A 25,724-nucleotide genomic window follows, 5' to 3' on the forward strand; every position below is an offset into this window, starting at 1 on the left:
ATATGAAATTTTTAACCGAGATCCCAATACAACAACAAAGCGAAAATCTTATAGATTATCAATCAGAAGTGTTGTTATTGGGATCTTGTTTTGTAGAAAATATTGGCAAAAAATTAGACTACTTTAAATTTAAAAATCTTCAGAATCCCTTTGGGGTATTATTTCAACCCAAAGCCATCGAAAATTTAATAGATAAAGCTGTCCATAATCATACGTATACCGAGGCCGATTTATTTTATTTCAACGACATTTGGCAATGTTACGAAGCGCATTCTAAATTAAGCGCCCTATCTAAGGAAGCTGTCCTAACTAGATTGAACTCTTCCTTAAATCAAACTAAACAGTTTTTGCAAACGGCAACTCATGTTGTAATTACTTTAGGCACCGCCTGGATATATAAACATGAAGCGACACATACTATCGTTGCAAACTGTCATAAAGTTCCTCAAAAATCATTTAAAAAAGAACTGTTAAGTGTAGCAGACATTCGTGATTCTTTAAATCATATTTTAGGTTTAATCGCTTCGGTGAATCCTAACGTTACTGTGCTGTTTACCGTGTCTCCAATTCGACATACTAAAGACGGATTTGTTGAAAATACACGCAGCAAAGCACACTTAATTTCGGCTATTCATCAAGTTCTTGAGACTAAAAAAGGAAATACATTTTATTTCCCATCTTATGAAATTATGATGGACGAGCTTCGTGATTATAGGTTTTATACTGCCGATTTAGTGCATCCTAACCAAATGGCTATCGATTATATTTGGGAGAAATTTCAAACGGCTTGGCTTGCTCCAACGACTAGTCCTATAATGAAGGAAATTCATGGTGTTCAATCAGGTTTACAGCATAAACCGTTTAATGAATCATCGGAACAACATCAAAAATTTCTTCAAAATTTAGAACAGCGCATACATACAATTCAAAAGAAATTAGATAGAAATTTGTTTAATATGTAAGAATTTATTGTGATTAATGAGGATGTTTTGCGATATGGCTAATTTTTGTGTTAGTCATCTAAAAAAATCGATAAATATCTGAATAAATTATAATTTAGACTTGCTATTAATCAATCTGTTAAGGAGCATCAAAGACTGCGAATCACAAAAGGTGTAGATCAGTAATTGATGCTTTTTTTTATGACATTATTAGGGTCTTCTCATAAACATATTTTATACCTTTAAGTAAAATTAAAATTGATGCGTAATATTATTTTTGGAATCCTTATCGCAGTTGCTTTGTTTTTTACTTTAAGATACTGTAGTGCTGCAAAGGAAGATAAAGCAGAGCTGCTTGAAAGTTCGCAATTAATTCAGGAACAGATTAAGAATGTCGGTAAGCTCGTGGTTACCGAAGGGCATTTTAGCGAAGTGTTTACGTATAAAGATTCGCGTGAGGTGTTCCCCTATTTGGTGAGTGCCGAAAAGAAAGCTTTAGTGGTGGTAAATGCCGATGTTACGATAGCCTACGATTTAAGTAAAATTGAATATGATATTGACGAAACTACAAAAACGTTAAACATTACATACATACCAGAAGAAGAGGTTAAAGTATATCCAGAATTCGAATATTACGATATACAGGCCGATTTTTTAAATCAGTTTCAAGCGAAAGATTACAATGCTATTAAGAGTAGGGTAAAGGCATCGCTTATGAAAAAAGTTGATAAATCTGATTTTAAAAAGAATTCTAAAAACAGGTTAATCAGCGAATTGTCTAAGTTTTACATTTTAACCAATTCTTTGGGGTGGACCTTACAATATAATCAGCAACCTATTACACACGAACAAAGTTTGCAAGACCTAAAATTATAACCACTGTTTTAAAGTTTGGTAGCTTCCTCCATTAGTGGCGTCTATGCCATTTATATGTAAATATTTAACTGCTTTGGCAGATCGTACACCGCTCGCACAACAGACTATAAACGGCTTGTTGGTTTTTCTTAGAACAGAAACTTGTTGGTGTAAATGGTCTATAGGAATGTTTTCCGATCCTATAATATGACCTTTATTGTATTCTTTTTTAGAGCGTACATCTAAAATTATGGCACCCCTAGATTTAAAATTTTCAATGTCGCGTCGCTGCTTTCTGAATAAAAAATCTAGTAATCCCATGACTTTTTTATAAAAATACAAGATTTCTTAGGAAAATGAAAACTTAAAAGGAAGCAACTTAAAAATTTCTGTATCTTCGATTTTAAAATTTTAGGCAAATAAAATGGCAGAATCTTACGTAAAACAATCCATAAACGACGGGGTAAGTTGTATTGAATTTTACAATCCTCCGCACAATGGTTTACCTAGTCATTTGCTTTTACAATTAGAGCAAGAATTAATTCAGGCCAGTAACAATGATGCTGTAAAAGTTGTAGTGCTACAAAGTGGAGGCGATAGAACCTTCTGTGCCGGAGCCAGTTTTAATGAGCTTATTACTATTGAAACAGAGGCGGAAGGAAAAATCTTTTTTTCAGGATTTGCAAAGGTTATAAATGCTATGCGAACCTGTCCGAAATTTATTATTTGTAAGGTGCAAGGGAAAACGGTTGGAGGCGGCGTTGGTATTGCCGCAGCTTCAGATTATTGTTTAGCCACTCAATATGCTGCTATAAAACTTAGTGAATTAAGTATAGGAATAGGACCCTTTGTAATAGAACCCGCCGTGAGTAGAAAAATTGGTGTGGCAGCTATGTCTGAAATGACTATTAATGCCGAACAGTTTTACGATGCAAATTGGGCCAAACAGAAAGGGTTGTTTGCCGAAGTTTTTGAAACTAAAGAAGCATTAGATACCGCTGCAGAGGCTTTAAGCCAGAAATTAAAAACCTACAATCCCGAAGCCGTAAAAGATATGAAAAATGTGATGTGGCAAAACACATCGCATTGGGACGAATTATTAGCCGAACGCGCTAAAATTAGTGGCAAGTTGGTGTTGAGTGATTTTACAAAACAGGTGTTAAGTAAGTACAAAACAACTTAAAATAAACTACAAAACGTTGTTCGTAATTTTTACGCCGCCATCAATTAAATGACTGATTTCTGGACGACTTGTTCTCAAGTGTTTTAAATGTTTCAATATTAATTTTTCTGATGATTTGGCTTTATGTTGATGTGCTAATTCATACAATTCGACCGATAAAAGCCAATCTGTAGGATGGTTTTTTTGAAGCTTTTCTATAAGGTCTGAATATGAAAAGCTATCAATTTTACCTTCCCTAAAATCACGAACATTTTGATAAAGCTGTTCTAAATCTAGGCTTTTTTTAGTCTTTTTTGCTTTAATAGTAGGCTGTGTTTGTTTGTGTGTTATTAAATTGAAACTATTAAAATCGGCTGGACCAGAAAATGCAGAATGTATCGATTTGCCTACAGCCAAATCGTAATGGCCCCATTCAGGTTTAAATAATACGTGGTCTTTATGGGTTACGGTGCAATTTTTAAAACGTATTAAAATAATTTTTCCTTGTAAATTGCGCTTGCCTGTTATTATTTCACCCCGAACTTTAATGTTGTTTTCAAATTCTAAAGTCACCACTTTACCTTCGTAAATATCATAAGCACTTAAATCACGCGGACTCATATCTTCAATAGCTAAATTGATGCCTTTTAATTTCCCGATAGGCGAGCCAAAACCATCTGGATGATTTTTAGTGCCGTGTCCTACCAATTCTTTTTCGCGATATGCTAGCGCTGTAGGTCCTTTTGTTTGAAAATAGATAGGCTGATTATTCGCTTCTAAAACTGAATCAAATACTCCCGAAATTTGAATTCCAGTACTTAGTTCTATAGTTCCTAAGGCGTTAGAGTCTATAAGTTTTTGGAGTCCTTTTAATCCGCCAGTTCTTAGAGCCATGGTATTTGCAAACTGTTCTAAAACCAAGCTTAAATGAGCAAAATCTGGGGTTACATAAAGTTGAGGTTGCGGTTTCGTAATGTCGAAATTTTGGTGTAATGCCTCTATAGTGTACGGAATTTTTGTTACCGCATCTGTCATGCACCACGCACTTTCGCCTATAGACGATAATAAGCCCGCGCCGTAAATTTTAGGATGTTTAATGTTGCCAATTAATCCATACTCCACTGTCCACCAATGTAGGTTTCTAATTAGTGCCATTTCGCTAGGTTGTCCCATGTTTTTTTGTAGGTTTTCAACCCGGTGTTCTGCTTTAATAATTTCAGTTTCTTGACTATCTGGAGCTTCTTTAATAATGGATAAATGTCTTACAGCTTCGTACAACTCGTAATCTTTGGCCGACGAAATGGCTTTGCAGCCAATTTCACCAAACCGTCTTAAATATTCGGCATATTCAGGATTTGCAATAATAGGAGCATGGCCTGCCCCTTCGTGAATAATATCGGGAGCAGGGGTGTATTCAATATGTTCTAACTGACGAATATCACTGGCAATTACAAGTACATTATAAGCCTGAAACTCCATAAAAGCATTTGGAGGGATAAAGCCGTCTACAGCCACTGCCGCCCATCCAATTTCTTTTAAAATACGGTTCATCCCGTACATATTCGGAATATTTTCTATGGAAATCCCAGTTTGCTTTAGTCCATCTAAATAAGATTTATGAGCTACGGTACTTAAATAATTTACATTTTTACGCATAACATACCGCCACACAGCCTGATTTATAGCCGTGTAGTCGTTGTAGTTTTGTGGCTTAATAAACTGTTGTAGATGTTTTGGTAAACGCTCTAAAATGCTGTTGTATTCTATATTCGTATGACTCATAACGTTACAAGTTGCTTCTTGTAAAAATAATGAATATAGAATGGATTAAATGTTAAAGTATGTTATGGTTTTATTAGAACTTGTTGAAATAAAAGGAATTAGAATTTACTTTTAGTGAATTCAGCTTCAAAGAGGTTTTCAAAATGTTTTAAAAGTTTAGCTTTTACTTCGGCTTCGTTAACTTCTCGTTGCCCTAATTCTACATTCATAGAGGTTACAGCCTTTCCACGAATACCACATGGAATTATATTATCGAAATACCCTAGGTTAGCATTTACATTAAGCGCAAAGCCGTGCATGGTAACCCAACGACTTGCGCGTACGCCCATGGCGCAAATTTTTCGAGCAAAAGGAGTACCTACGTCTAGCCAAACACCTGTTTCGCCAGGACTACGTTCGGCCTTCAACCCATATTCTTCTAAAGTAAGAATAATAATTTCTTCTAAGAATCGAAGGTATTTGTGTATGTCTGTAAAAAAATTGTCGAGATCTAAAATAGGATACCCTACAATTTGCCCAGGACCATGATAGGTGATATCTCCACCTCTATTAATTTTATAAAATGTAGCACCTTTCTCTTTTAATTGTTCTTCGTTGAGTAACATATTAGACATATGGCCACTTTTACCCAACGTGTAAACATGAGGATGCTCTACAAATAAAAAATAATTAGGAGTAGGAATCTCCGTGTCTTCCCTTCTGTTTTTTATTTTTAAATCGACGATTTGTTTAAACAATTCTTCTTGGTAATCCCAAGTGTCCTTGTAATCTTTTAAGCCTAAATCTTGTATTTGAACTGTTTTATTCAACCTTATTAATCTTCTAATATTACTTCTACATCTAAGCGTTTCGGATCGATTAAATAATCCTTAAAACTGACTTCTGCAGAGAAACTTTTGTGGTCTTCACTAAAGCTAGCATCTTCTAATGATACTGATTTTATTTTCTTCGGAAAGTGATAATTTATGGTGTAGGTAGATGCAGATAACATCATTTCGGCATCGCCAATACTATCTTTTACTTTTGCTAATTGTTCTGGATCTGTAATGGTAACCGAGCGTTTAAATACTTTACCGTTAAAGCTATAATCTACTTTTGATGATTCTCCGGTGCCTAGATTAGAAAAAGGATTGGGCTTCTTGTCATCATTTTTCTGATTTAATGCACCAGCATTATTCATCATTTTAAACATATCATGCAAACCATCGACATTTTTAAAATCGGTAAACAAATCCACCGACATTTTTTTAGTCTTAGGATCTATAAGCATATGCATGTTGAAATTTTCTAGCGCTTTTAGGCGTTGTTGCTCTTCGGCAGGTAATGTTGCAATGCTATCTTTATTTTTTTCGAGAAAATCTTTGAAAACCACTGTAGAATCTATTACTTTTTCATTGGGATTAACCATTTGGTCGCCGCCCATTTGCATTAATTGAGAGCCATCTAAATTAAAAGACATTTTACCGCTTCCGTCGTTGTTAATATAAATCGTTTCAGAAAACTGGCAACTAGAGACTAGTAGGAGCATTAAACATAAGGTTAAGTAGTAAAAAGTTTTCATTTAGCGGTTTTATAAAGTTAAATCTAGGCAAAGATAATTATTAAATACCTAAAACCGGTTGTTTGTGTAATGTTGTGTTAAAAGTATAAACCTGTTTAAAAATTAAAAGTCCGATAAACAAATTAAGATTATCGGACTTTTTTGAATTCTATTTTTATCGTTTCGGATTATTTAAGATCACTAAGGCGGCAATGACTCCAGGAACCCAACCACACAGCCATAATAAAAATACGATAATTACAGACCCGCAACCTTTTCCTATAACGGCTAAAGGTGGGCATATAATAGAAAGGATAACTCTCCAGATGCTCATTTTTGATTTGATTTTAATAGATTGATGATATACAAATATGACGCCAAAACACTGCTTTTGTTACACGAATAAAAAACTATGACGTATTTCAATACTAATAAATTGAAATAGTAACCAATAGTAATTATCTTTGTGCGTTAAAAATTTAATTAGAACAATCTAGATATGTCGCAATTATCAGAGCAAGAAATCGTAAGAAGAGAAAAGCTAAGCAAACTTCGTGAGCTAGGGATTAATCCTTATCCTGCAGATCTTTATCCTTTAACCCATTTAAGTCAACAAGTTAAAACAGATTTTGAAGAAGGTAAGACCGTGGTAATTGCCGGACGATTAATGTCGCGTAGAATTCAGGGTAACGCTAGTTTTGCCGAAGTACAAGATAGCGCAGGACGTATTCAAGTCTATTTTAATCGTGATGAAATTTGTACAGGAGACGATAAGACAAAATACAATACCGTTTATAAAAAATTACTAGATATAGGAGATTTTGTAGGTATAGAAGGGGAGTTATTCACGACTCAAGTGGGCGAAAAAACCATAATGGTAAAAGATTTTACAATTTTAAGTAAGTCTTTACGTCCGTTACCACAACCTCGTGTAGATACAGAAGGAAAGGTTCACGATGCCTTTACAGATCCAGAACAACGATACAGACAACGCTATGCCGATTTAGTTGTGAATCCGCATGTAAAAGAAGTGTTTGTTAAACGAACAAAACTTTATAATGCCATGCGTGGTTTCTTTAACGATGCTGGTTATTTTGAAGTAGAAACCCCTGTTTTACAACCTATCCCTGGTGGTGCAGCGGCCCGTCCGTTTATTACGCATCATAACAGTTTAGATATTCCGTTATACATGAGAATTGCTAACGAATTATACCTAAAACGTTTAATTGTTGGTGGTTTTGATGGCGTTTACGAGTTTTCTAAAAACTTCAGAAATGAAGGGATGGACAGAACTCATAATCCAGAGTTTACGGCTATGGAAATCTATGTGTCTTACAAAGATTATAATTGGATGATGGATTTCTGTGAGAAACTTTTAGAACATTGTGCTATTGCAGTAAACGGTACTAGTAAAGTTACTTTTGGCGAACATAACATCGACTTTAAAGCGCCGTATGCTCGTGTAACCATGGCAGATTCTATTAAGCATTTTACCGGTTTCGATATTATTGGTAAATCTGAAGAAGAAATACGTGAAGCTGCAAAAGGCATGGGCATTCAAGTAGATGCAACCATGGGTAAAGGGAAATTAATAGATGAAATTTTTGGTGAGAAATGTGAAGGAAATTATATTCAACCAACATTCATTACAGATTATCCTAAAGAAATGAGTCCGCTTTGTAAGGAACATAGAGACAATCCAGATTTAACAGAGCGTTTCGAGCTTATGGTTTGCGGTAAGGAAATTGCTAATGCCTATTCAGAACTTAACGATCCTATAGATCAACGCGAACGTTTTGAGCACCAATTAAAATTGGCTCAAAAAGGTGATGATGAAGCGACCGAGTTTATAGATTACGACTTTTTACGTGCTCTAGAATATGGAATGCCTCCTACATCGGGAATGGGGATTGGTATGGACCGTTTAATTATGTTTTTAACCAATAACCAGTCTATTCAAGAAGTGTTATTCTTCCCGCAAATGCGTCCGGAGAAAAAACAAGTTGAAATGTCTGAAGATGAAAAGGCAGTTTTCAATATTCTAAAAGCAAATTCACCTATCGACCTTAATTCGCTAAAAACGCAATCTCAATTAAGTAATAAAAAATGGGATAAAACCATTAAAGGTTTAACTAAATTAGGGCTGGCTAAAGTTGATAAAACAGACGAAGGTTTGTTTGTAGCCTTAAATGAATAAACATGTTTAAACTGATCGCAAAATACAAAGCATACCTTATTATTTGGTATGCTTTTTTATTAGCTGTTCATTTTATTTTTAAAGATCGTTTTTCGCCTTTCATTTTTGTTTTTAATGCTGTCCCACTAATTTTTACGGTTTTATACGGATTTTTTATGTCGGTAATTTTATACAGACATAAAACTTTATGCCTTTTGCTTTTGTTTATAAACGGTTTGCTTACCGTGTACTGGATGAACCATTACTATGTAGAAAACAAGAGCACTTATCAAAATCTTGAAGCCAAGAAACACGCTATCCTATATTGGAATGTGGCCAGAAAGAAACATTTGCCTTTAGATATTATTTTTGAAAATATGGCGACCTATAAGCCTGAAATTATGGTGTTGGTTGAAGCGAAAAATGTTTTAGAGGAAGATATCCAGGCGTTTAAAAAACAGTATCCAGACTTCGAGATTAGGCAGCTGGAAGGGGAGATGCTAATTGCTGTAAAGGGAGAACTTAATACTATCGATTTTCAGCATATTGCATCAAGTTCTAAATACAATTTAGTAAATACAACGATTCATGGCCACTCCATTTCGATACTCATCATCGATTTGTTAGCAAGTCCGGTACATTCAAAAAAATCTGATCTAACTAAAGTGGTTAATATTGCCAATCAAAATGCGGTCGATTTTGTTATTGGCGATTTTAATACTCCTTTCGAAAGCTATTATTTTAAACCTTTTAACACCAATTTTGAGAGTTTTCATTACTACAATGATGGGTATACGGCAACATGGCCCACCATATTCCCTGTGTTAGAAATAGACCACTTTTGGCTAAATAAAAGATGGCAGCCCCTAAAGGTAAATAAGCAGTTTCATACGGTATCCGACCATGCCTTACTTATTGGTGAGTTTATTTTAAAACATCGCAAAGAATAAAGGTTTAATGGTTAATACATTGTTAATTTCGCTAAAGGCATTAAACCTTTCTAAAATGCGAAAGTCTTAGCTGTATAATAATTTAAACCGTAAAAAGATGAAAAAAATAATGATTTTAGCTTTAGTGTTAATCTCTTTTAATGCTTTAGCACAAGACCAAAAAGGTGAGAGAAAAGGAAAGCATAACAAAGAAATGCGTATGCAAAGACCAGACTTCACTCCAGAGCAGCAAGCCACTTTGCAAACCAAAAAAATGACCTTAAAATTAGATTTAACAGAATCGCAGCAAAAGGAAATTTATAATCTAAATATTGCTCAAGCAAAATCAAAACAAGCAGATCGTGAAGCGTTTAAAAAGGCAAAAGATGCAGGGAAAAAACCTACACAAGAAGATCGTTATAATAGAATGGTGGCTCAGTTAGATCATCAAATTGCGATGAAAAATAAAATGAAAAGTATCCTTAAAAGTGATCAGTACGAGCTTTGGGAAAAAAGTATGAAGCAACGCAAAGGAGGAAGACAGCACAATGAGGGTAGACCAAACGGACGTGAACAACACGGTAGACGTGGATAAGATAGGGATCAGTCCAAATAAAAAACGACAAACTTTTTAGTTTGTCGTTTTTTATTTTTAGAATAATTAATTGGTTGTAATGATTTATTATTCGATCTACAACCTTAAACTTATTTAATCTTTCTGTATAGAGTTTTTGACTAAAATTAATGAGATTCAGAATCAGGTTCGAAAAGACATAAGCTGGAAAGCATGAAATAACTTTAGATTAATTCAGTAAATTTAAAAGATTGTTTTTAACGGCATAGGTTACTAATCCAGCAACATTTTTAGACTCGGTTTTAAGTAGTAAATTATTACGGTGACCTTCAACCGTTCTAGGACTAATACATAGTTGGTCGGCAATTTCCGAGGTCGTAAATTGTTTGCAAATAAGATCTAAAATTTCTTTTTCTCTACTCGTTAAATACGATTCGTCAAAATCACATTTAACAGCTTTTCCATTATTGTGATTTAAATCTTCATGAATATATTTCATGACTTCGGTAGTGTAACAAAACCCAATTTCATGTACTTCTTTAATGGCCAAGATTAACTCTGCAGGTTTGCTATTTTTTGGCATATAGCAAGAAGCACCCAAATGAATCATGTTTAAAACACAAGATTTAGAATTATAACTACTTAGGGCGACGATTTTTAAATTGGGAAATTCCTTGTGAATTAATTTTGTGGCTTCTACACCGTTTAACTCCGGCATACTTAAATCCGTTACAACTATATCTGGAAGTGTGTTTTTTCTTAAATAATCGATGAGTTCAAGCCCGTTTGATGCTTCAAAATCTACTATAACTTGTTTGTCGCGTTCTAGCAGAAAGCGAATTCCGGTTCTAAACAAACGTTCATCATCGGCAATAACTATATGTATAGGTTTAGATTCCATTTAGCAAGTTTTATAGCATAATCATATAAAAAAGACGGTAGGTTAATCATATTGTTACATTATTATTGGTTTTTTAGTAAATTTTAACATTAAAATGAAAATAGATTTAAAATTATCAATAATAAAATATGCTATCGTTAATTGCTAAAGGGAGTGGGATGCGAATATAGCTTGTTTTAAATAGAGAAACGCGGTTCTCTAACTATATTAGGGAGAAAACGGGTACAAATACCTGTTTTAAAAGAGGAAATTTCTACGTTTAAATACATCAGAATTAAATATTATATTCAGTTGTCATTATGTAATACATAATTAACTGTATTAAATATAATAAAAAAAAGAATACCAAAAATGGGTTTTTGAAAAATACACAGTTATGCGTAGGTAAAAATACCTTTTTTAAATTCTGGTACTACCCCTCTGAAAATAAATGTGTTAGTGTGCTAACTTTGATTCAAATAAATTATTAATCTTAAAATTCTAGAAATCATGAAAACATGTATTGCACTAGTAGGTTGCCTGTTTATAGTAAACAGCTTCTACGCCCAAACCACAGAACTGAAATCTGAACAGCAACACGAGTCTGAAACAGCAGTAGCTTACAACCAGAGTAAAGATTTAGCAGCTTTAAATAATTTGAATACAAACACGATGGCTGTGAAAACTACAGGAGTAAATGCAAATTATTTAAATAGCCATATGTTATCAGATAATGCGTTATATGTAAAAGTGTTACAGCAACACGCTGCACAATACGATTTAAAAACACAGATGTGTATAATAAAAAAAACGTGTCTACTTATGATGTAGTCTTTGATAGTAAAAAAGGAACGATGTCTGTGAAATATGATGAGACTGGAAAAATTACTTCATCTAAAGAGCGATATAAAATGTAGCGCTACCAACACCTGTTATTGTAAGCATCATGAAAGCTTATCCTCAATGGCGCTTTAACGAAAATGTGTGTACTGTAGATTATAAGCATAACAAGGCAGTAATTACAACCTATAAAGTGAAAATATCTAATGGAAACCAAACAAAAACGGTGAAAACAGATGAAAAAGGTAATCTTATTTAAACCTAACTTTTAATAATTCTCCTAATTTTTTAATATTAGTTAAATAGGTAAAAAATAGAACGCAAAAATTATCAATCATGAAACGTATCGTATTAAGTACTGTTTTTTTGCTCTTTAGTTTGCATAGTCTGCAAGCACAACTAAGTTCTAAAAAAACAGCTATCGAGTTTACCGACAACCATGCATTAAATTTAGGGAACATTTATAGTGTTAATAATAATACCATACAGGGCAACTACGTTATTATTCAATCTGATGTTGAGGTGCCTGTGACTTACGAGCCATATACCTATCATCCTATAGAAAATAATACAGATGATAATAACATGGGTACAGATATTCAGGCAGAGGAGAATCATACTAAATTCTCCGATCAAGGGTTAGCTAATTTGCAGGCTTTTGCTGTATTTACTATTGTAGATACCAATAGTCTGTCTGATGACATCGTGGAGGATGATATATCTGGTTTAGATCCAGATTTTAAAAAGTTTCTACCAAAAGGATTTAATCCTTATCATGGTATGTTTAAAAGCGATACTTATAGTAAATCTTTACAAAACCCAATTACGGTTAGATAAGTACAAATTAATTATGAACACTAGTCTGTTAGAGGGCTGTGCAAAAAGTTTAAAGTTCGTTATTCTGAATTAATTTCAGAATCTCTTGATTGAAAATCAAGTGTGAGAGAACATGAGTTACCGTGCCAAGTGGTAGTTAGGAGTTCTGATAAACGAAAATTCAACTTTTTTGGACAGCTTTTTTTGTGTTATTTTCTTATAGAATTTTTTAAGATAGTTATTAATCAAATTATCAGTCTTCTAACCCGTACAAGTACCTAGTTGGTTTTAGGTGAAATCTACGCTGAGAACCGCCGGATGTTTTGATTATCTTTAATAGAGATAAGGTTAAAATTGGAAATTAAATAAATGAAGCACGTGTTTAAAGTTGAATTGAATTTTTGTGAAAATAAAGGTTTCTTTCGAGGTGAAATCTCGAAAACCCGAACGGGGTGAGATAAATAGACATTACTGGATGGAGTTGATTTACTTTCTAAATTTAATCAAAACGAGTATTAACTTAAAATTTAGAAATTATGAAAGCATTCACTTCAATTGTATGTTGCTTGTTTGTACTAAACAGCTTCTACGCACAAACATTAAATTACCAAGTCATAACGATATCGAAACTAAGGTTGCTTATGTAGACGATCCTGCCATAGATAAAATCAACGAATTTAATACTGTTAACAGATCGGTTAAAACTACCGGGGTTAATACTGCATTTTTAAATAGTTCATTATATACTAACAACGCCAATTTTGTAAATACTGTAGAACATCGCATCTCTAGATTTGATGTTCAAAACGCAAGTGGCTATAACGGCGATCGTAAATCAAAGTACGATGTAGTATTTTTTACAGAAAAGGGAGATTTGTTAGTTACTTATAATCATCAAGGAGAAATTATAGCGTCTCGGGCACGTTTTGTGAATATACCATTACCTAGACTTGTTAGTATGAGTATAATGAATAAATACCCGAGCTGGATAGTCGATGAAAATGTTTGTCTTATAAATTATAAACAAGATAAAGGTCGAGTTACAATTTATAAAACAAAGATTTCTAAAGACAATCAAAGCAAAATAATAAAGACCGACGAAAAGGGAAATATTATTTAATTCAAAGTATAAATTATTAATCTATGTATTATGAAAACATTCCTTTCAATTGCATTAGGGCTGTTACTTTCGGGAGGCCTATATGCACAAACAACGAAATTTAGTAAAGCAAAGGGAAAGCGTATAGCGGAAACAACTATAGAGGCACCGGATGCTGCGATTGTCGGATCAGCCAGCAGTACTACGGCTGTTAAAACGACTGGAGTAAATGCTAATTATTTAAACATTTCTAATGTTTTAGAGAGTCCGAAAAGTGTGAGACAATTTCAGCAAATTGTAGCGGAATATGATGTTAAAACATCTGGTATGTATAATAGTAAATATGAAGGGCTTAGTAAACCGATATATCAAATCACTATGCAAACAAAAGATGGTATTCTTAGGGTTGATTATAACGGAGATGGTAAGATTGTAAAAACCTCGGAGCATTATAGCAATGTTGCTATTCCTTCCTTTATGGTGGTAAAGATTCTACAAGAGTATCCAGGGTGGAAAATTGTTAGTCAGAATTGTAATGTAGACTACCTTCAAAATAAAGGTACCACGAGGACTTATAAAATTAAAATAGAAAAAGAAGGTAAAAAGAAAACACTACATTTAGATGGTGCTGGTAAATTACTATAAAAAGTACGTTTTCAAGTAAAGAAGAAGAAGAGGTTGTTTAATCCGTATTGAAATCCATTATCCTGAAATTGAAGTAATATAAAGTTGAGAAACTAAACAATTTTCGGAGTAATGAGAGTCTAACGTATAAACAACCTCTTTTTTTATTGATGCTACTATGTAAGTGAACTAGCCACTTTATGAACAGTATTTATTGTCGTATCTAAATCTTGATAGCTTAAAGCATCTGTAATAAACCAAGTTTCAAAAGCACTAGGAGCGATATAAACGCCTAAATCTAATAACCCATGGAAGAAGGTTTTAAAATTCTCATTATTTCCTAAGGCAGCCGTTTTAAAATCGACAACAGGAGTATCAGAAAAATGAACAGAAATCATAGAGCCAACACGGTTAATGGTATGGGTGATTTTATGATCTTTTAAAACTTTAGTAATGCCTTTGTGTAAATATTCGGTTTTTTCGGCTAAACGATTAAAAATTTCAGCATCGCCTTCTAAAGCTTGTAACATGGCTAAGCCTGCAGCCATGGCTAACGGATTTCCACTTAAAGTTCCCGCTTGATATACAGGGCCTACAGGTGCAAGGAAATCCATAATTTCATTTCGAGCTGCAAAAGCACCTACAGGTAATCCACCTCCAATTACTTTTCCGAAACATACAATATCGGCTTTAATACCGAATAATTCTTGTGCGCCACCACGGGCTAATCTAAACCCTGTCATGACTTCATCAAAAACCAATAATATATTATTTGCGTCGCAAAGTGCTCTTAGCTCTTGTAAAAAGTTGTCTTTTGGAGGAATACACCCCATATTACCCGCAACAGGCTCTAAAATAATACAAGCAATATCGCCAGAATTCGCTTCGATAATCGATTTTACATTCTCAATATCGTTATAAGTTGCCAATAAAGTATCTTGAGCGGTACCTTTGGTAACTCCTGGGCTATTCGGACTTCCAAAAGTTACAGCACCACTTCCTGCTTGAATCAAGAACGAGTCGCTATGCCCGTGGTAGCAGCCTGCAAATTTTATGATTTTCTCTTTTCCCGTAAATCCTCTAGCTAAACGTACAGCACTCATACATGCTTCTGTGCCAGAATTTACAAATCTAATTTTATCTATATTCGGAACCATAGATACAGCTAAAGCGGCAATCTCGGTTTCTAGTTCTGTTGGCGCTCCAAACGAGGTGCCTAGCTTTGCTTTTTCAATAATAGCATCTACAACTGGTGGGTAGGCATGACCCAAAATCATAGGCCCCCAAGAGTTTATATAATCTATATAAGTATTATCATCTTCATCTATTAAATAAGCGCCTTTAGCTTTCTTCATAAAAATAGGAGTTCCTCCAACGGCTTTAAAAGCACGTACTGGCGAGTTTACTCCGCCTGGAATCACTTGTTCTGCGTTAGTAAATAATGCACTACTTCTTGTATATTTCATTGTACTATGGTATTAAGATTTTATGATCAATTCCTGACCTACAGAAATTGTTGTGCCATTTAATCTGTTTAATTTTTGAAGTTCTTTTATAGATATTTTATATTTTCTAGAAATAGAGTATAGGGTATCTCCTTTTTCTACAAAATGAACATTCTTCCGTTTCTCGATAGGCCTTGGCGTTTTGCCCGAAACAATATCATCGTAAGTATAAAGTTTATAACGCTCGATAAGGGCGATTAGTTTTTCTGGATATTTCCTGTCTGTGGCATAACCGGCGGCACGTAAGCCTTTGGCCCAACCTTTATAATCGTCCATGTCTAAATCGAATAAGGCAGCATAGCGTTGTCTTTCGGTTAAAAACAAGGAATGGTCGCGGTACGAATATTTGGCATCTTTATATTTTCGGAAACACTCCTGGTCTTCGTCATCGTCATGATAAATACGAGCTCCTGTCCATTCATGACATTTTATTCCGAAGTGATTATTGGCCTCTACCGCCAATCGACCACGTCCTGACCCCGATTCTAAAATACCTTGGGCTAAAGTGATACTTGCTGGGATATGGTAAAATTTCATCTCCTCAATGGCAATATTACTAAATAGCCTAATGTATTCTTCGGTGCTACTTACCAGTTTAGGAACCACTAAATCTACAGCTTCCTTGGCAGGAGCTTCGGTAGTTTTGTTTTGTGTTTTTGGCTGAGTATGTTTGCGTTGTACGTGTTCTGTTTTAGGTTTAGACTTCGACGATTTATGCTTACGCTTTCTCGAACCACAACTAAACAATACACTTATTACTAATAAAAGGATAACAATTTGCTTCATGCACTTAAATAATTTGGGGCAATTTTTTCTTTTTTAATTGGATATTCATACCTGTTATACCCTGCAATCCTCCAGTATGAATCACCAATATTTTTGATGCCTTCGGAAAATAGCCTTTATCAATCAAATCCATAACGCCATATACAACCTTCCCGGTATAAACAGGATCTAATGGCACTTTATAATTGGCTTTAAACTGATTGATAAAACGTATTAAATCGGGATTAATTTTAGCGTAACCACCAAAATGATAATCTGTTATTAACGCCCAATTGGTTTTGTTTACAAATTTACTAATATTGTGTTGTAAAAAATCACCTTTTAAGGCTGGAAATCCTAAAATTTGCTGATGCGATTTACTACTGTTTATTATTCCAGAAATAGTACCGCCAGTTCCCACGGCGCAACATATATAGTCGAACACAGTATCGGCCTCGGTTAAAATGGCCTCGCAACCTTTTACCGCAAGCGTATTGGTGCCTCCTTCGGGTACTAAATAGAAATCACCAAAAAGTTTTTTTAATTCTGCTATAAAACCATCTGTTTCTTTATCGCGATAGGCTTCTCGAGACACATAATGAAATTGCATACCACAAGATTTCGCAAATTCAAGAGTTGGGTTTAAAACTGTTTTTTTTGCCAATTCTTCACCGCGAATTACCCCAATCGTTTTAAATCCTGAAACCTTTCCAGCATAGGCTACGGCCGCAATATGGTTAGAAAAAGCACCACCAAAAGTTAATAAGGTGTCTTGGGTTAAACGTTGTGCTTCAAAGATGTTGTAATGTAATTTTCGGTATTTATTCCCACTTACAAAGGGGTGGATTTCGTCTTCACGTTTTATACTTAACTGTATGCCGTCTTTCAACGCTATAGGAATAGGCACATTTTGAATCTGTTTAGGAAGCGACGAAAATAGCATGATTTAAGGTGTTATAACAACTTTTTTTGACTCACAAAAATAAAGGAAATACATGGTTTACAATACCTTTTTAATTAAAATAGCAAAAGCAACATAGAAATTATTATTTTTACATGGAATATGAGCCTTAAAACTAACCTTTTTGTCGAATAAACAAATAGTTAGTAATCAATAGCCTATATTTAAAATGGTAATTTTATTACTTTTACAATTTATATTATATCTCTGTGTTTATGATAACAAAAACTACTTATAAAGTTCCTTCGGGAACTACTTTTTTTAACACTTCTTTTTTAAAACAATTTGCTTTATATCTTGTATTTGGGTTGTTGAGTTTTGGTGCTCAGGCTCAAGATGAAACAGTAATCATTTTAGACCAACCTGGTTCTGGAACGTTTGTAGCTCCTTGTGGAGTTTCAAAAATATTTGTAGAAGTTTGGGGTGCTGGGTCTGCAGGAGGAGGTAGTATTAGTTCTAACCGGGGTGGGTTAAAAGGTCTTAAAGGGCGATATGGGTCGAAAGAATATACGTTACCTGTAGAAGGTCTTAAATTTGATTATATAATTGGTGAAGGAGGAAAAGGTATAATCGGAAAAGCCGGAACTAAGCCGACCGACCCAACACAGATGACTGGAGGTTAGTATAATAACTTTCAATTAAGAGTAGATCAAGCCACTCACTTCGGTGATTTGGGTAATAGTGGTCAAATAGCCGAAAATGGGGAAAATGCTCCTAATGATATTAATGGTATTTCAATTGGAGCAGGTGGACTAGCTAATACTGCTGGAGATGGTTTTCCTGGAGGTCAAGGAGCTGGTGGAGGTGGCGGAACAGCCACGAGCTCTGGCAACGCGAAAGGAGGCGATGGTGGAGATGGTATGATTAGAATTACCATGTATGGAAATACGGGGAATTCACAGTATTGTAAAACTACCTTTTCTGAAGATGTAGAACCAATAACCCAAGTCACCTTTGCAGGTATAAATAAAACTTCAAGTGCAATTATAAATGACACATTAGAAAATGAATTCTTTTGTACTGAAATAGGAACTGTTGTTAAGGGAAGTGGAGATAATAAAATTACACTTAAAGGGAATACTAATGGAGCCGAAAAAAACTTCTTTGTTGCATATATAGATTGGGATCAAGATGGTGTTTTTGAAAAAAACAGCACTGAAAGACAAAAAATTGGTGAGCTAGCAAAGTCGACCGGAACAGATAGCGTAAGTCTAGAAGATTATATTAACGTTCCTGATAATGCAAAGTTAGGAACTACTACCATGCGTATTATTAAAACAGATGGTGAATCTGCAACAGATGGGCCTTGTGAAACATACATTAACGGCCAAGCAGAAGACTATACGCTTGTAGTAAAAGAATTTGAAGATGATGAAGTATTGGATGACTGTGGAGATGTTTTAATAGATTGCGACATTACATTTAAGAATGTTGCTGCAATTACACAGGTAAAATTGGCTGGTATAGACCATGAAACAGATGTTAATAGTAATACTGAAATTGAGCGTTTTTGTGATATAGAAGGTACCGTTAGTCGAGGAGGTACTTATGAAATAACTTTAAAAGGGGATACAAATGGGAAAAATAAAAACTTCATTGTGGCTTATATTGATTGGAGTCAAGATAACGTATATGATAAAGACGATGAAGAGTATAAATTAGGTGAATTAGAAAAGTCTAATGGAGAAGATGGAGTTAGCCTTATAAGAAATATAGTAGTTCCTAATGATGCTGTATTAGGATTTACTAAAATACGCATCATAAAGACTTACAATGGATCGGCTAGGCAACCATGCGATGATTTTAATGAAGGTCAAGCAGAAGAATATACGCTAATTGTAAAAGAGTTTGATCATGATCCTAATTGTGACCCTTTTACAACAACCTGCTATCCAGATTTTGATAGGGTTTATCCTATAACAAAAGTTGAATTTGCGGGAATAAATAATTCATCTAGTGCCACTATTGACGGAAGTCCGGCAGTAGAACGTTTTTGTGATGTTACCGGAATGGTTAAAGCGGGGCAGACCTACGAAATTAAGCTAAAGGGTAATATTAATGGGGAAGAAAAAAACTTTTTTGTGGCTTATGTCGATTTTGATGGAGATGGCGAATATAATTCTTTACAGAATGTTGGTAATAATGGCGGAGAAGAATATAAGTTAGATGAACTTCATGATTCTGATGGTACAGCAACAGCACAAATAACCATTCCATTAAATGCAAAACCAGGGTTTAGCAGCATTCGTATTGTTAAAACCAGTCATATCGATGGTTCTTCTACTTGGGCTTGTGTTAATGAAGGATCTATACCTAATGAATCTATTAAATATATTGGGGGGCAAATTGAAGAATACCCTATTTTTATAGAGCGAGAATGTATAACCTGGGAACCAGGGACAGGTAATAATAGGTGGAACCATGAACAAAACTGGAGTTCTAAGAAAGTTTCAGACCAATATGATTGTGTAATTATACCTAGTTTAAACAATGACAGATATCCTATTCTTGAAAATAGTCCAGGAGTAGATGCAAGAGCCAACTCTGTTTATATTGAAGCAGGTGCTTCTCTAACCTTAGGGTCAGGAAGTACGCTCACAGTTGAGGATGATTTAAGTATAAACGGTGAATTATCTGTAGAAGGACAAGGTATTCTTACCATAAATAACATTTTAACCGTAGGAGGTAATTTACACGCCTCAGATCAAAGTATCATTACCGTAGATGATTTATTGACATTAAGGGGTAATATTACCTTAAACGATGATGCCAGCTTTATTCAAATTAAAGAATCTGACAGAAATGTATCTACTGGAACGTTTATTGTAAACCGTACAGCAAAAAATCTTAAAGCTTACGATTACGTTTATTGGTCCTCACCAGTTATAAATTTTGATGTCTCGAACATTGGAGCTACATCTCATCGTTATCAGTGGAAACCAACAGAGGATAATGGAAATAAATATAAAAGTCCTTTCGGGAACTGGAGTAAAGCTTCAGGAGATATGGTACCAGGTAAAGGCTATATTGTTAGGGTAGGGGCATCATCTTGGTCTGGTGCTACAAATACATTCGATCAAGTGTTTCAAACATATAAACCTAATAATGGTACTATTGAAGTCGATATCACACATGGTGGTTATAATGAAGGGAATTACAACAATGGGCCATCAAGTACCATAGTTACCAATGACGACGATAACTGGAATCTTATAGGGAATCCATATCCTTCTGCTATTAATGCTACTGCCTTTTTAACAGAAAACTTTAGTATGCTTGAAGGTGGTGTACGTATTTGGACGCATGGTACAGAAATAGGTAAAGGGGGGAATGAGGATCCGTTTTATGATGATTTTGTATATAACTATTCTAGTAGTGACTATCTTACTTACAATGCGTCAGGACCTAGTGATCCGGCTGGCTTTACAGGTTATATTGCCTCGGGACAAGGTTTCTTTGTATTGATGAAAAATGATGCTGATAGAAATACTAGTAAAGTCTCTTTTAAGAATGCAATGAGATCTTATAATTCGGCGAGTTATACAAATGCTGAGTTTTACAGAAGTTCTGGAGAGAATGAATCAAAAAAACATAGAATATGGTTTGATTTTGCTGATTCGGAACAATCGAAAGTGTCTATGATGGTGGGGTATATTGAAGGTGCTACTAATAAAAAGGATGATTTATATGATTCTGGAATTATGGATTATAATGTTACAAATTTCTATTCGTTAATTGATGATGAAGCTATGTTAATTCAAGGTCGTGCATTGCCTTACACGGAAGACGATACCGTACCTTTAGGTTTTATTGCTGCCAAAAAGGACCAATATAGTATAGGAATGAGTAAAGTAGATGGATTATTTGAGAACAGTCAAGATCTCTTTCTAGAGGACCTATACACAAACACGCTGCACGATTTAAGAAAAGCTCCTTATAATTTTACTACGGAAGCAGGTACGTTTAACGACCGTTTTGTATTGCGTTATCAGGCTAACAAATTAGATGTTAATGATGCTGTAGCCAATAGTGATTTTAAAATTATAGCGACAAAGAATTTTATAAAAGTAAGTGCTTCAAAAAGTCCGATAGATCAAATTACTATTCACGATGTTTTGGGTAGAGTGTTGTTAAAAAAATACCATATAAACGCTTCCGAAATTCGATTAGATGAGTTTAAACCAACACAAGGACCACTAATTGTAAAAGCTACTTTAGCGAATGGTTTAGAGAAAACTCAAAAAGTGATATTTTAGTTGGTAGATACTCTTTTGTTTATAGTAAAGCTAAAAACTAACATTTATAGTACTTCAAAAAAGAAAACAAAGACCTTGACTTTAAATAGTTAAGGTCTTTTTCGTGTCTATAAGCTTCACGCTCGAATGAAATATTTGCATAAGCCTTTTGCCAGGATCTGTATTGCAGATACCGAATTAAGAATTCTAGAACATATAATATATAAAACGGAATAACCAGGAGTTCCAATTGTTGTTTAAGATGAATACGCTCATGATTTAGTAATACAGCATCTTCCTTAAGGTGTGGTTGTTTTAAAAACACAAAAGGGTAAAGCGTAATACCTTGGTAGCCCTTGGGAACGATATGTTTTGAAATTAAAATCATGTAATACCTCATTCAAAAATCAATCCAAATTACACTATCTTTGCTAAACATGAAAAAAATTATCCCTGTAGAGGAAGGCGACTATTATTTAACACCAGAAGGTTATCGCTGTTTTACCGAGCAATATCATCTAAAGAGAGGATATTGTTGTAAGAGCGGATGTAGACATTGCCCGTATGGTTACGATAAAAAAACAGATAGCTTTAAAAAATAAATTGTGGATATTCTATTAATGACATATCGAATTAAAGTAGCGAATACCCACCATCGTGTGGATATTCGGTACCCTTAGTGCCTGTTGTTAAACCATTAATTTACACACAAAATTAAAATGTAGATAATGGTTTAGATGTCTTAACTTGAAAAGTGGTATTTCAGAATTAAATTTTGAATCCCTTTAGTTAGGTTAAGAGAGTAACATAAAGTAACCAGCATACTTAAAAAAACAATAGCACTAAAATTCAAATTAAAATGACATTTAAAGAGCAAATATTAGAAGGAATTCCTAAGCAGTTACCATCACCACAAGCTTACGATACTACAATAAATCATGCCCCTAAGCGTAAAAATATATTAACTTCAGAAGAAAAAAAACTAGCCTTACGGAATGCTTTACGTTATTTTTCTCCAGAACATCACGCCGAATTAATTTCTGAATTTAAAGAAGAATTAGAAACCTACGGTCGTATTTATATGTATCGTCTACGTCCGACGTACAAAATGTATGCGCGACCTATAGACGAATATCCAGCAAAAAGTAAACAAGCTGCAGCCATCATGCTCATGATTCAGAATAATTTAGATTATGCAGTGGCGCAACATCCGCATGAATTAATTACTTATGGGGGTAATGGTGCAGTGTTTTCTAATTGGGCGCAATATCGCCTAACCATGAAATATCTGGCCGAAATGAACGATGAACAAACTTTGGCCATGTACTCTGGGCATCCTATGGGTTTGTTTCCATCTCATAAAGACGCACCTCGTGTGGTAGTTACCAATGGAATGATGATTCCGAATTACTCTAAACCTGACGATTGGGAGAAATTTAATGCCTTAGGTGTTACTCAATACGGACAAATGACGGCTGGTAGCTTTATGTATATTGGTCCGCAAGGGATTGTTCATGGAACAACGATTACAGTTTTAAACGGATTCAGAAAAATTAAAAAATCGCCTAAAGGAGGTGTTTTTGTGACTTCCGGTTTAGGAGGTATGTCTGGTGCACAGCCAAAAGCAGGGAATATTGCTGGCTGTATCACGGTTTGTGCCGAAGTAAATGAAAAAGCAGTTCACACACGCCATTCTCAAGGTTGGGTAGACGAGGTTATTTCGGACGTGTCCGCCTTAGTAAAACGTGTACGAGAAGCTCAAGTTAAAGAAGAAACGGTTTCTATTGCTTACCACGGAAATGTGGTTGATGTATGGGAAACTTTCAATGCAGAAAATATACATATCGATTTAGGAAGCGATCAAACGTCGCTTCATAATCCATGGGCAGGAGGGTATTATCCGGCAGGCGTAACCTTTGAAGATGCCAACACTATGATGGCGAATAACCCAGAACGTTTTAAAGACAAGGTTCAAGAAAGTTTACGTCGTCAGGCAAATGCTATTAATAAACATACAGAGAAAGGTACTTATTTCTTTGATTACGGAAATGCTTTTTTATTAGAAGCGTCTCGTGCAGGAGCAGATATCATGGCAGAAAATGGTATTGATTTTAAATATCCAAGTTATGTGCAGGATATTATGGGACCGATGTGTTTCGATTATGGTTTTGGGCCTTTCCGTTGGGTATGTGCTTCCGGCAAGCCTGAAGATTTAGAGAAGACAGATGCTATTGCTTGCAATGTTTTAGAAGGTATTAAATTGCATTCTCCTAAAGAAATTCAGCAACAAATGGCTGATAATATTCAGTGGATTAAAGGTGCTCAAGAGAATAAACTTGTCGTAGGTTCGCAAGCCCGAATTTTATATGCGGATGCCGAAGGACGTATGAAAATTGCTGAAGCTTTTAATGATGCCATTCAAAACGGAGAGATTGGTGAAGTGGTTTTAGGACGCGATCATCATGATGTTTCAGGAACCGATTCCCCTTACAGAGAAACTTCAAATATTTATGACGGATCCCGCTTTACAGCAGATATGGCCATACAAAATGTAATTGGCGATAGCTTTAGAGGTGCAACCTGGGTAAGCATTCACAACGGTGGAGGAGTAGGTTGGGGTGAAGTTATTAACGGAGGATTCGGCATGGTTCTTGATGGTAGTAAAGAGGCGTCTAGACGCCTGAAATCCATGTTGTTCTGGGATGTAAACAACGGAATCGCTAGACGAAGTTGGGCTAGAAATGAGGAGGCTGTTTTTGCCATTAAACGGGCTATGGAAGCCGAGCCAAATTTAAGAGTTACATTGCCAAATACCGTGGATGATAAGTTAATTAATATGAACTAAATACCTAAGCAATATGAAAAGAATACTAAAATTTACTCCAGTAGTGTTACTACTTTTTGTACTAGGCTCTTGTAGCTCTATAAAAGTAGCGTCGGATTATGATAAAGCCACAACCTTTGATCAATATAAAACCTTTGCGTTTTATAAAACAGGAATTGATAAAGCAGAAATTAGCGATTTAGATAAACGTAGAATTTTACGTGCTATTGAAACCGAACTTTTAGCTAAAGGCTTTGTTAAATCTGAAAATCCGGATTTATTAGTTAGTATTTTTACAAAAGCTAGAGAAAAAGTAAACGTTTATAATAACAATATGGGCTGGGGACCTTACGGTTACGGCTGGGGTTGGAGTCCTTGGTATTACAACGATTTTAACAATACTACCGTAACACGCTCTACCGAAGGTACTTTGTTTGTAGATCTTATTGATGCCAACAAAAAAGAATTGGTTTGGCAAGGTGTAGGATCTGGATATTTAACCGATAATATGGAGAAGAAAGAAGAACGTATTCAAGAATTTGTTGCTAAGATTTTAGCCAATTACCCTCCAGAGCAAAAGAAATAATTTTTTTCCTTGAAAAAGAAAATTAGTGCCGGGAACCTAGAAATAGGTTCCTTTTTTTTTGGATAAATGTTTCCTATTGGAATATAATTACAACGATATCTAATTTTGAAGAATGGATTAACTATTTTACTAACAACTAACAACTAACAACTAACAACTAACAACTAACAACTAACAACCACCTCTACTTTAAAGCCTCAATCTTATTTACTATGGTGTTGTAGATGTCTTGTTCGTCTTCTAATTGTAATTTAGCGTCATATTGTTTTTTAAAATTGTAATCGGTTAAAATAATATGCTCGTCCGGAATCACATCAATCCCAGAAAGACATGCTTTTGCACATTGCAGTGGGCAGCCATCTATAGCAATAATAGGTTTATTAGATTTTGCTTTTTTTACTAAAGATTTTACTTTACCGCCAACACCAGCGATACAAGACATTTCGGCTAAGCCATCGGTATTTGTTTTAATGGCAATATCGTTGGCCAATTGTGCCACATTGCTACAGCCAGAACAAGAATAAATGAGTGGTAAATCCTTTTGTTTTTTTAGTCCCATAACGTTTTATTCTATTTGTGGGTTTTGAAAACCTATTTCATCACAAATCATAATAATGACACGTTTACAAA

The 25,724-nt window shown here is 34.8% G+C and carries 27 protein-coding genes; 16 read left to right on the plus strand and 11 right to left on the minus strand.

What is annotated here, in order from left to right; all coding sequences use genetic code 11:
* The first annotated feature begins 2 nt into the window (after positions 1–2).
* Both A9D35_RS14570 and A9D35_RS14575 read left to right on the plus strand, forming a co-directional pair.
* Positions 3–962 carry a GSCFA domain-containing protein gene (locus A9D35_RS14570; protein WP_066224222.1) on the plus strand — a complete coding sequence of 320 codons (960 nt, stop codon included), beginning with the start codon at positions 3–5 and terminating at the stop codon, positions 960–962.
* Between the two features lie 240 nt (positions 963–1,202).
* Positions 1,203–1,817 carry a DUF4230 domain-containing protein gene (locus tag A9D35_RS14575; RefSeq protein ID WP_066224223.1) on the plus strand — a complete coding sequence of 205 codons (615 nt, stop codon included), beginning with the start codon at positions 1,203–1,205 and terminating at the stop codon, positions 1,815–1,817.
* On the opposite strand, the gene A9D35_RS14580 is transcribed toward A9D35_RS14575, so the two are convergent.
* Positions 1,812–2,117: a rhodanese-like domain-containing protein gene (locus A9D35_RS14580; protein ID WP_066224226.1), complete on the minus strand. Its 306-nt coding sequence runs from the start codon at positions 2,115–2,117 to the stop codon at positions 1,812–1,814. The genes A9D35_RS14575 and A9D35_RS14580 overlap by 6 nt on opposite strands.
* Positions 2,118–2,220: 103 nt before the next feature.
* Between A9D35_RS14580 and A9D35_RS14585 the strand changes: the two genes are divergently transcribed.
* Positions 2,221–2,979 carry an enoyl-CoA hydratase/isomerase family protein gene (locus tag A9D35_RS14585; RefSeq protein WP_066224231.1) on the plus strand — a complete coding sequence of 253 codons (759 nt, stop codon included), beginning with the start codon at positions 2,221–2,223 and terminating at the stop codon, positions 2,977–2,979.
* A gap of 6 nt (positions 2,980–2,985) precedes the next feature.
* On the opposite strand, the gene A9D35_RS14590 is transcribed toward A9D35_RS14585, so the two are convergent.
* The 4 genes from A9D35_RS14590 to A9D35_RS18425 form a co-directional block, all read right to left on the minus strand.
* Entirely contained in the window at positions 2,986–4,740 is a 1,755-nt protein-coding gene (locus A9D35_RS14590; RefSeq protein ID WP_066224234.1) for an aromatic amino acid hydroxylase, read from the minus strand.
* Between the two features lie 98 nt (positions 4,741–4,838).
* Positions 4,839–5,549: a lipoyl(octanoyl) transferase LipB gene (lipB, locus tag A9D35_RS14595; protein WP_066224237.1), complete on the minus strand. Its 711-nt coding sequence runs from the start codon at positions 5,547–5,549 to the stop codon at positions 4,839–4,841.
* Between the two features lie 5 nt (positions 5,550–5,554).
* The gene (locus tag A9D35_RS14600; RefSeq protein ID WP_066224239.1) at positions 5,555–6,301 is read right to left on the minus strand and encodes a hypothetical protein; all 747 of its coding nucleotides are present in this window, start codon (positions 6,299–6,301) and stop codon (positions 5,555–5,557) included.
* Positions 6,302–6,455: 154 nt separating this feature from the next.
* Complete coding sequence (locus tag A9D35_RS18425) at positions 6,456–6,614, minus strand: YqaE/Pmp3 family membrane protein (protein WP_083191722.1); 159 nt, start codon at positions 6,612–6,614, stop codon at positions 6,456–6,458.
* A 165-nt stretch (positions 6,615–6,779) separates the two neighbouring features.
* Here A9D35_RS18425 and lysS point away from each other — a divergent pair, with 165 nt between their 5' ends.
* From lysS to A9D35_RS14615, 3 genes are all read left to right on the plus strand, one after another.
* The gene (gene lysS, locus A9D35_RS14605) at positions 6,780–8,477 is read left to right on the plus strand and encodes a lysine--tRNA ligase (protein ID WP_066224242.1); all 1,698 of its coding nucleotides are present in this window, start codon (positions 6,780–6,782) and stop codon (positions 8,475–8,477) included.
* A 2-nt stretch (positions 8,478–8,479) separates the two neighbouring features.
* Positions 8,480–9,406 carry an endonuclease/exonuclease/phosphatase family protein gene (locus A9D35_RS14610; RefSeq protein ID WP_066224244.1) on the plus strand — a complete coding sequence of 309 codons (927 nt, stop codon included), beginning with the start codon at positions 8,480–8,482 and terminating at the stop codon, positions 9,404–9,406.
* A 97-nt stretch (positions 9,407–9,503) separates the two neighbouring features.
* A complete protein-coding gene (locus tag A9D35_RS14615; protein WP_066224247.1) occupies positions 9,504–9,980 on the plus strand; it encodes a DUF4890 domain-containing protein in 477 nt (158 codons plus the stop codon).
* A 208-nt stretch (positions 9,981–10,188) separates the two neighbouring features.
* Here A9D35_RS14615 and A9D35_RS14620 read toward each other — a convergent pair whose 3' ends face one another.
* Entirely contained in the window at positions 10,189–10,860 is a 672-nt protein-coding gene (locus A9D35_RS14620; protein WP_066224249.1) for a response regulator transcription factor, read from the minus strand.
* Between the two features lie 489 nt (positions 10,861–11,349).
* Here A9D35_RS14620 and A9D35_RS14625 point away from each other — a divergent pair, with 489 nt between their 5' ends.
* The 5 genes from A9D35_RS14625 (at position 11,350) to A9D35_RS14640 (ending at position 14,239) form a co-directional block, all read left to right on the plus strand.
* A complete protein-coding gene (locus tag A9D35_RS14625) occupies positions 11,350–11,670 on the plus strand; it encodes a hypothetical protein (RefSeq protein WP_066224252.1) in 321 nt (106 codons plus the stop codon).
* A 115-nt stretch (positions 11,671–11,785) separates the two neighbouring features.
* The gene (locus A9D35_RS18705; protein WP_159427066.1) at positions 11,786–11,938 is read left to right on the plus strand and encodes a hypothetical protein; all 153 of its coding nucleotides are present in this window, start codon (positions 11,786–11,788) and stop codon (positions 11,936–11,938) included.
* 77 nt (positions 11,939–12,015) lie between these two features.
* Positions 12,016–12,516 carry a hypothetical protein gene (locus A9D35_RS14630; protein ID WP_066224255.1) on the plus strand — a complete coding sequence of 167 codons (501 nt, stop codon included), beginning with the start codon at positions 12,016–12,018 and terminating at the stop codon, positions 12,514–12,516.
* 382 nt (positions 12,517–12,898) lie between these two features.
* Complete coding sequence (locus A9D35_RS14635) at positions 12,899–13,615, plus strand: hypothetical protein (RefSeq protein WP_159427067.1); 717 nt, start codon at positions 12,899–12,901, stop codon at positions 13,613–13,615.
* A gap of 30 nt (positions 13,616–13,645) precedes the next feature.
* Complete coding sequence (locus tag A9D35_RS14640) at positions 13,646–14,239, plus strand: hypothetical protein (RefSeq protein WP_066224261.1); 594 nt, start codon at positions 13,646–13,648, stop codon at positions 14,237–14,239.
* A 155-nt stretch (positions 14,240–14,394) separates the two neighbouring features.
* On the opposite strand, the gene hemL is transcribed toward A9D35_RS14640, so the two are convergent.
* From hemL to A9D35_RS14655, 3 genes are read right to left on the minus strand one after another with little or no spacing between them, the layout of a single operon-like run.
* Entirely contained in the window at positions 14,395–15,684 is a 1,290-nt protein-coding gene (gene hemL / locus A9D35_RS14645) for a glutamate-1-semialdehyde 2,1-aminomutase (protein ID WP_066224264.1), read from the minus strand.
* Between the two features lie 12 nt (positions 15,685–15,696).
* Positions 15,697–16,509, minus strand: coding sequence for a glucosaminidase domain-containing protein (locus A9D35_RS14650; RefSeq protein ID WP_066224267.1), 813 nt, complete (start codon positions 16,507–16,509; stop codon positions 15,697–15,699).
* A 4-nt stretch (positions 16,510–16,513) separates the two neighbouring features.
* Entirely contained in the window at positions 16,514–17,431 is a 918-nt protein-coding gene (locus tag A9D35_RS14655; RefSeq protein ID WP_066224270.1) for a 1-aminocyclopropane-1-carboxylate deaminase/D-cysteine desulfhydrase, read from the minus strand.
* Between the two features lie 233 nt (positions 17,432–17,664).
* On the opposite strand from A9D35_RS14655, the gene A9D35_RS14660 reads away from it, so the two are divergent.
* Together A9D35_RS14660 and A9D35_RS14665 are read left to right on the plus strand one after the other, a co-directional pair.
* Positions 17,665–18,072, plus strand: a complete 408-nt coding sequence (locus A9D35_RS14660; RefSeq protein ID WP_066224272.1) for a hypothetical protein — start codon at positions 17,665–17,667, stop codon at positions 18,070–18,072.
* A 48-nt stretch (positions 18,073–18,120) separates the two neighbouring features.
* Entirely contained in the window at positions 18,121–21,705 is a 3,585-nt protein-coding gene (locus A9D35_RS14665; RefSeq protein WP_066224275.1) for a RemA C-terminal-like gliding motility protein, read from the plus strand.
* 37 nt (positions 21,706–21,742) lie between these two features.
* Here the strand turns inward: A9D35_RS14665 and A9D35_RS14670 are convergent, their stop codons facing one another.
* A complete protein-coding gene (locus A9D35_RS14670) occupies positions 21,743–22,072 on the minus strand; it encodes a hypothetical protein (protein ID WP_066226135.1) in 330 nt (109 codons plus the stop codon).
* Between the two features lie 49 nt (positions 22,073–22,121).
* Here A9D35_RS14670 and A9D35_RS18710 point away from each other — a divergent pair, with 49 nt between their 5' ends.
* The 3 genes from A9D35_RS18710 to A9D35_RS14680 all read left to right on the plus strand — a co-directional run bounded on the left by A9D35_RS18710 (position 22,122) and on the right by A9D35_RS14680 (position 25,094).
* Entirely contained in the window at positions 22,122–22,286 is a 165-nt protein-coding gene (locus tag A9D35_RS18710) for a C1orf53 family protein (protein ID WP_159427068.1), read from the plus strand.
* A gap of 257 nt (positions 22,287–22,543) precedes the next feature.
* Entirely contained in the window at positions 22,544–24,529 is a 1,986-nt protein-coding gene (hutU, locus tag A9D35_RS14675) for a urocanate hydratase (RefSeq protein WP_066224278.1), read from the plus strand.
* 13 nt (positions 24,530–24,542) lie between these two features.
* Positions 24,543–25,094, plus strand: a complete 552-nt coding sequence (locus A9D35_RS14680) for a DUF4136 domain-containing protein (RefSeq protein ID WP_066224280.1) — start codon at positions 24,543–24,545, stop codon at positions 25,092–25,094.
* A 184-nt stretch (positions 25,095–25,278) separates the two neighbouring features.
* Here A9D35_RS14680 and A9D35_RS14685 read toward each other — a convergent pair whose 3' ends face one another.
* Entirely contained in the window at positions 25,279–25,653 is a 375-nt protein-coding gene (locus tag A9D35_RS14685; protein WP_066224283.1) for a putative zinc-binding protein, read from the minus strand.
* Positions 25,654–25,724: the final 71 nt, after the last annotated feature.

It is taken from the genome of Formosa haliotis (assembly GCF_001685485.1).
Classification (GTDB): Bacteria; Bacteroidota; Bacteroidia; order Flavobacteriales; family Flavobacteriaceae; genus Formosa; species Formosa haliotis.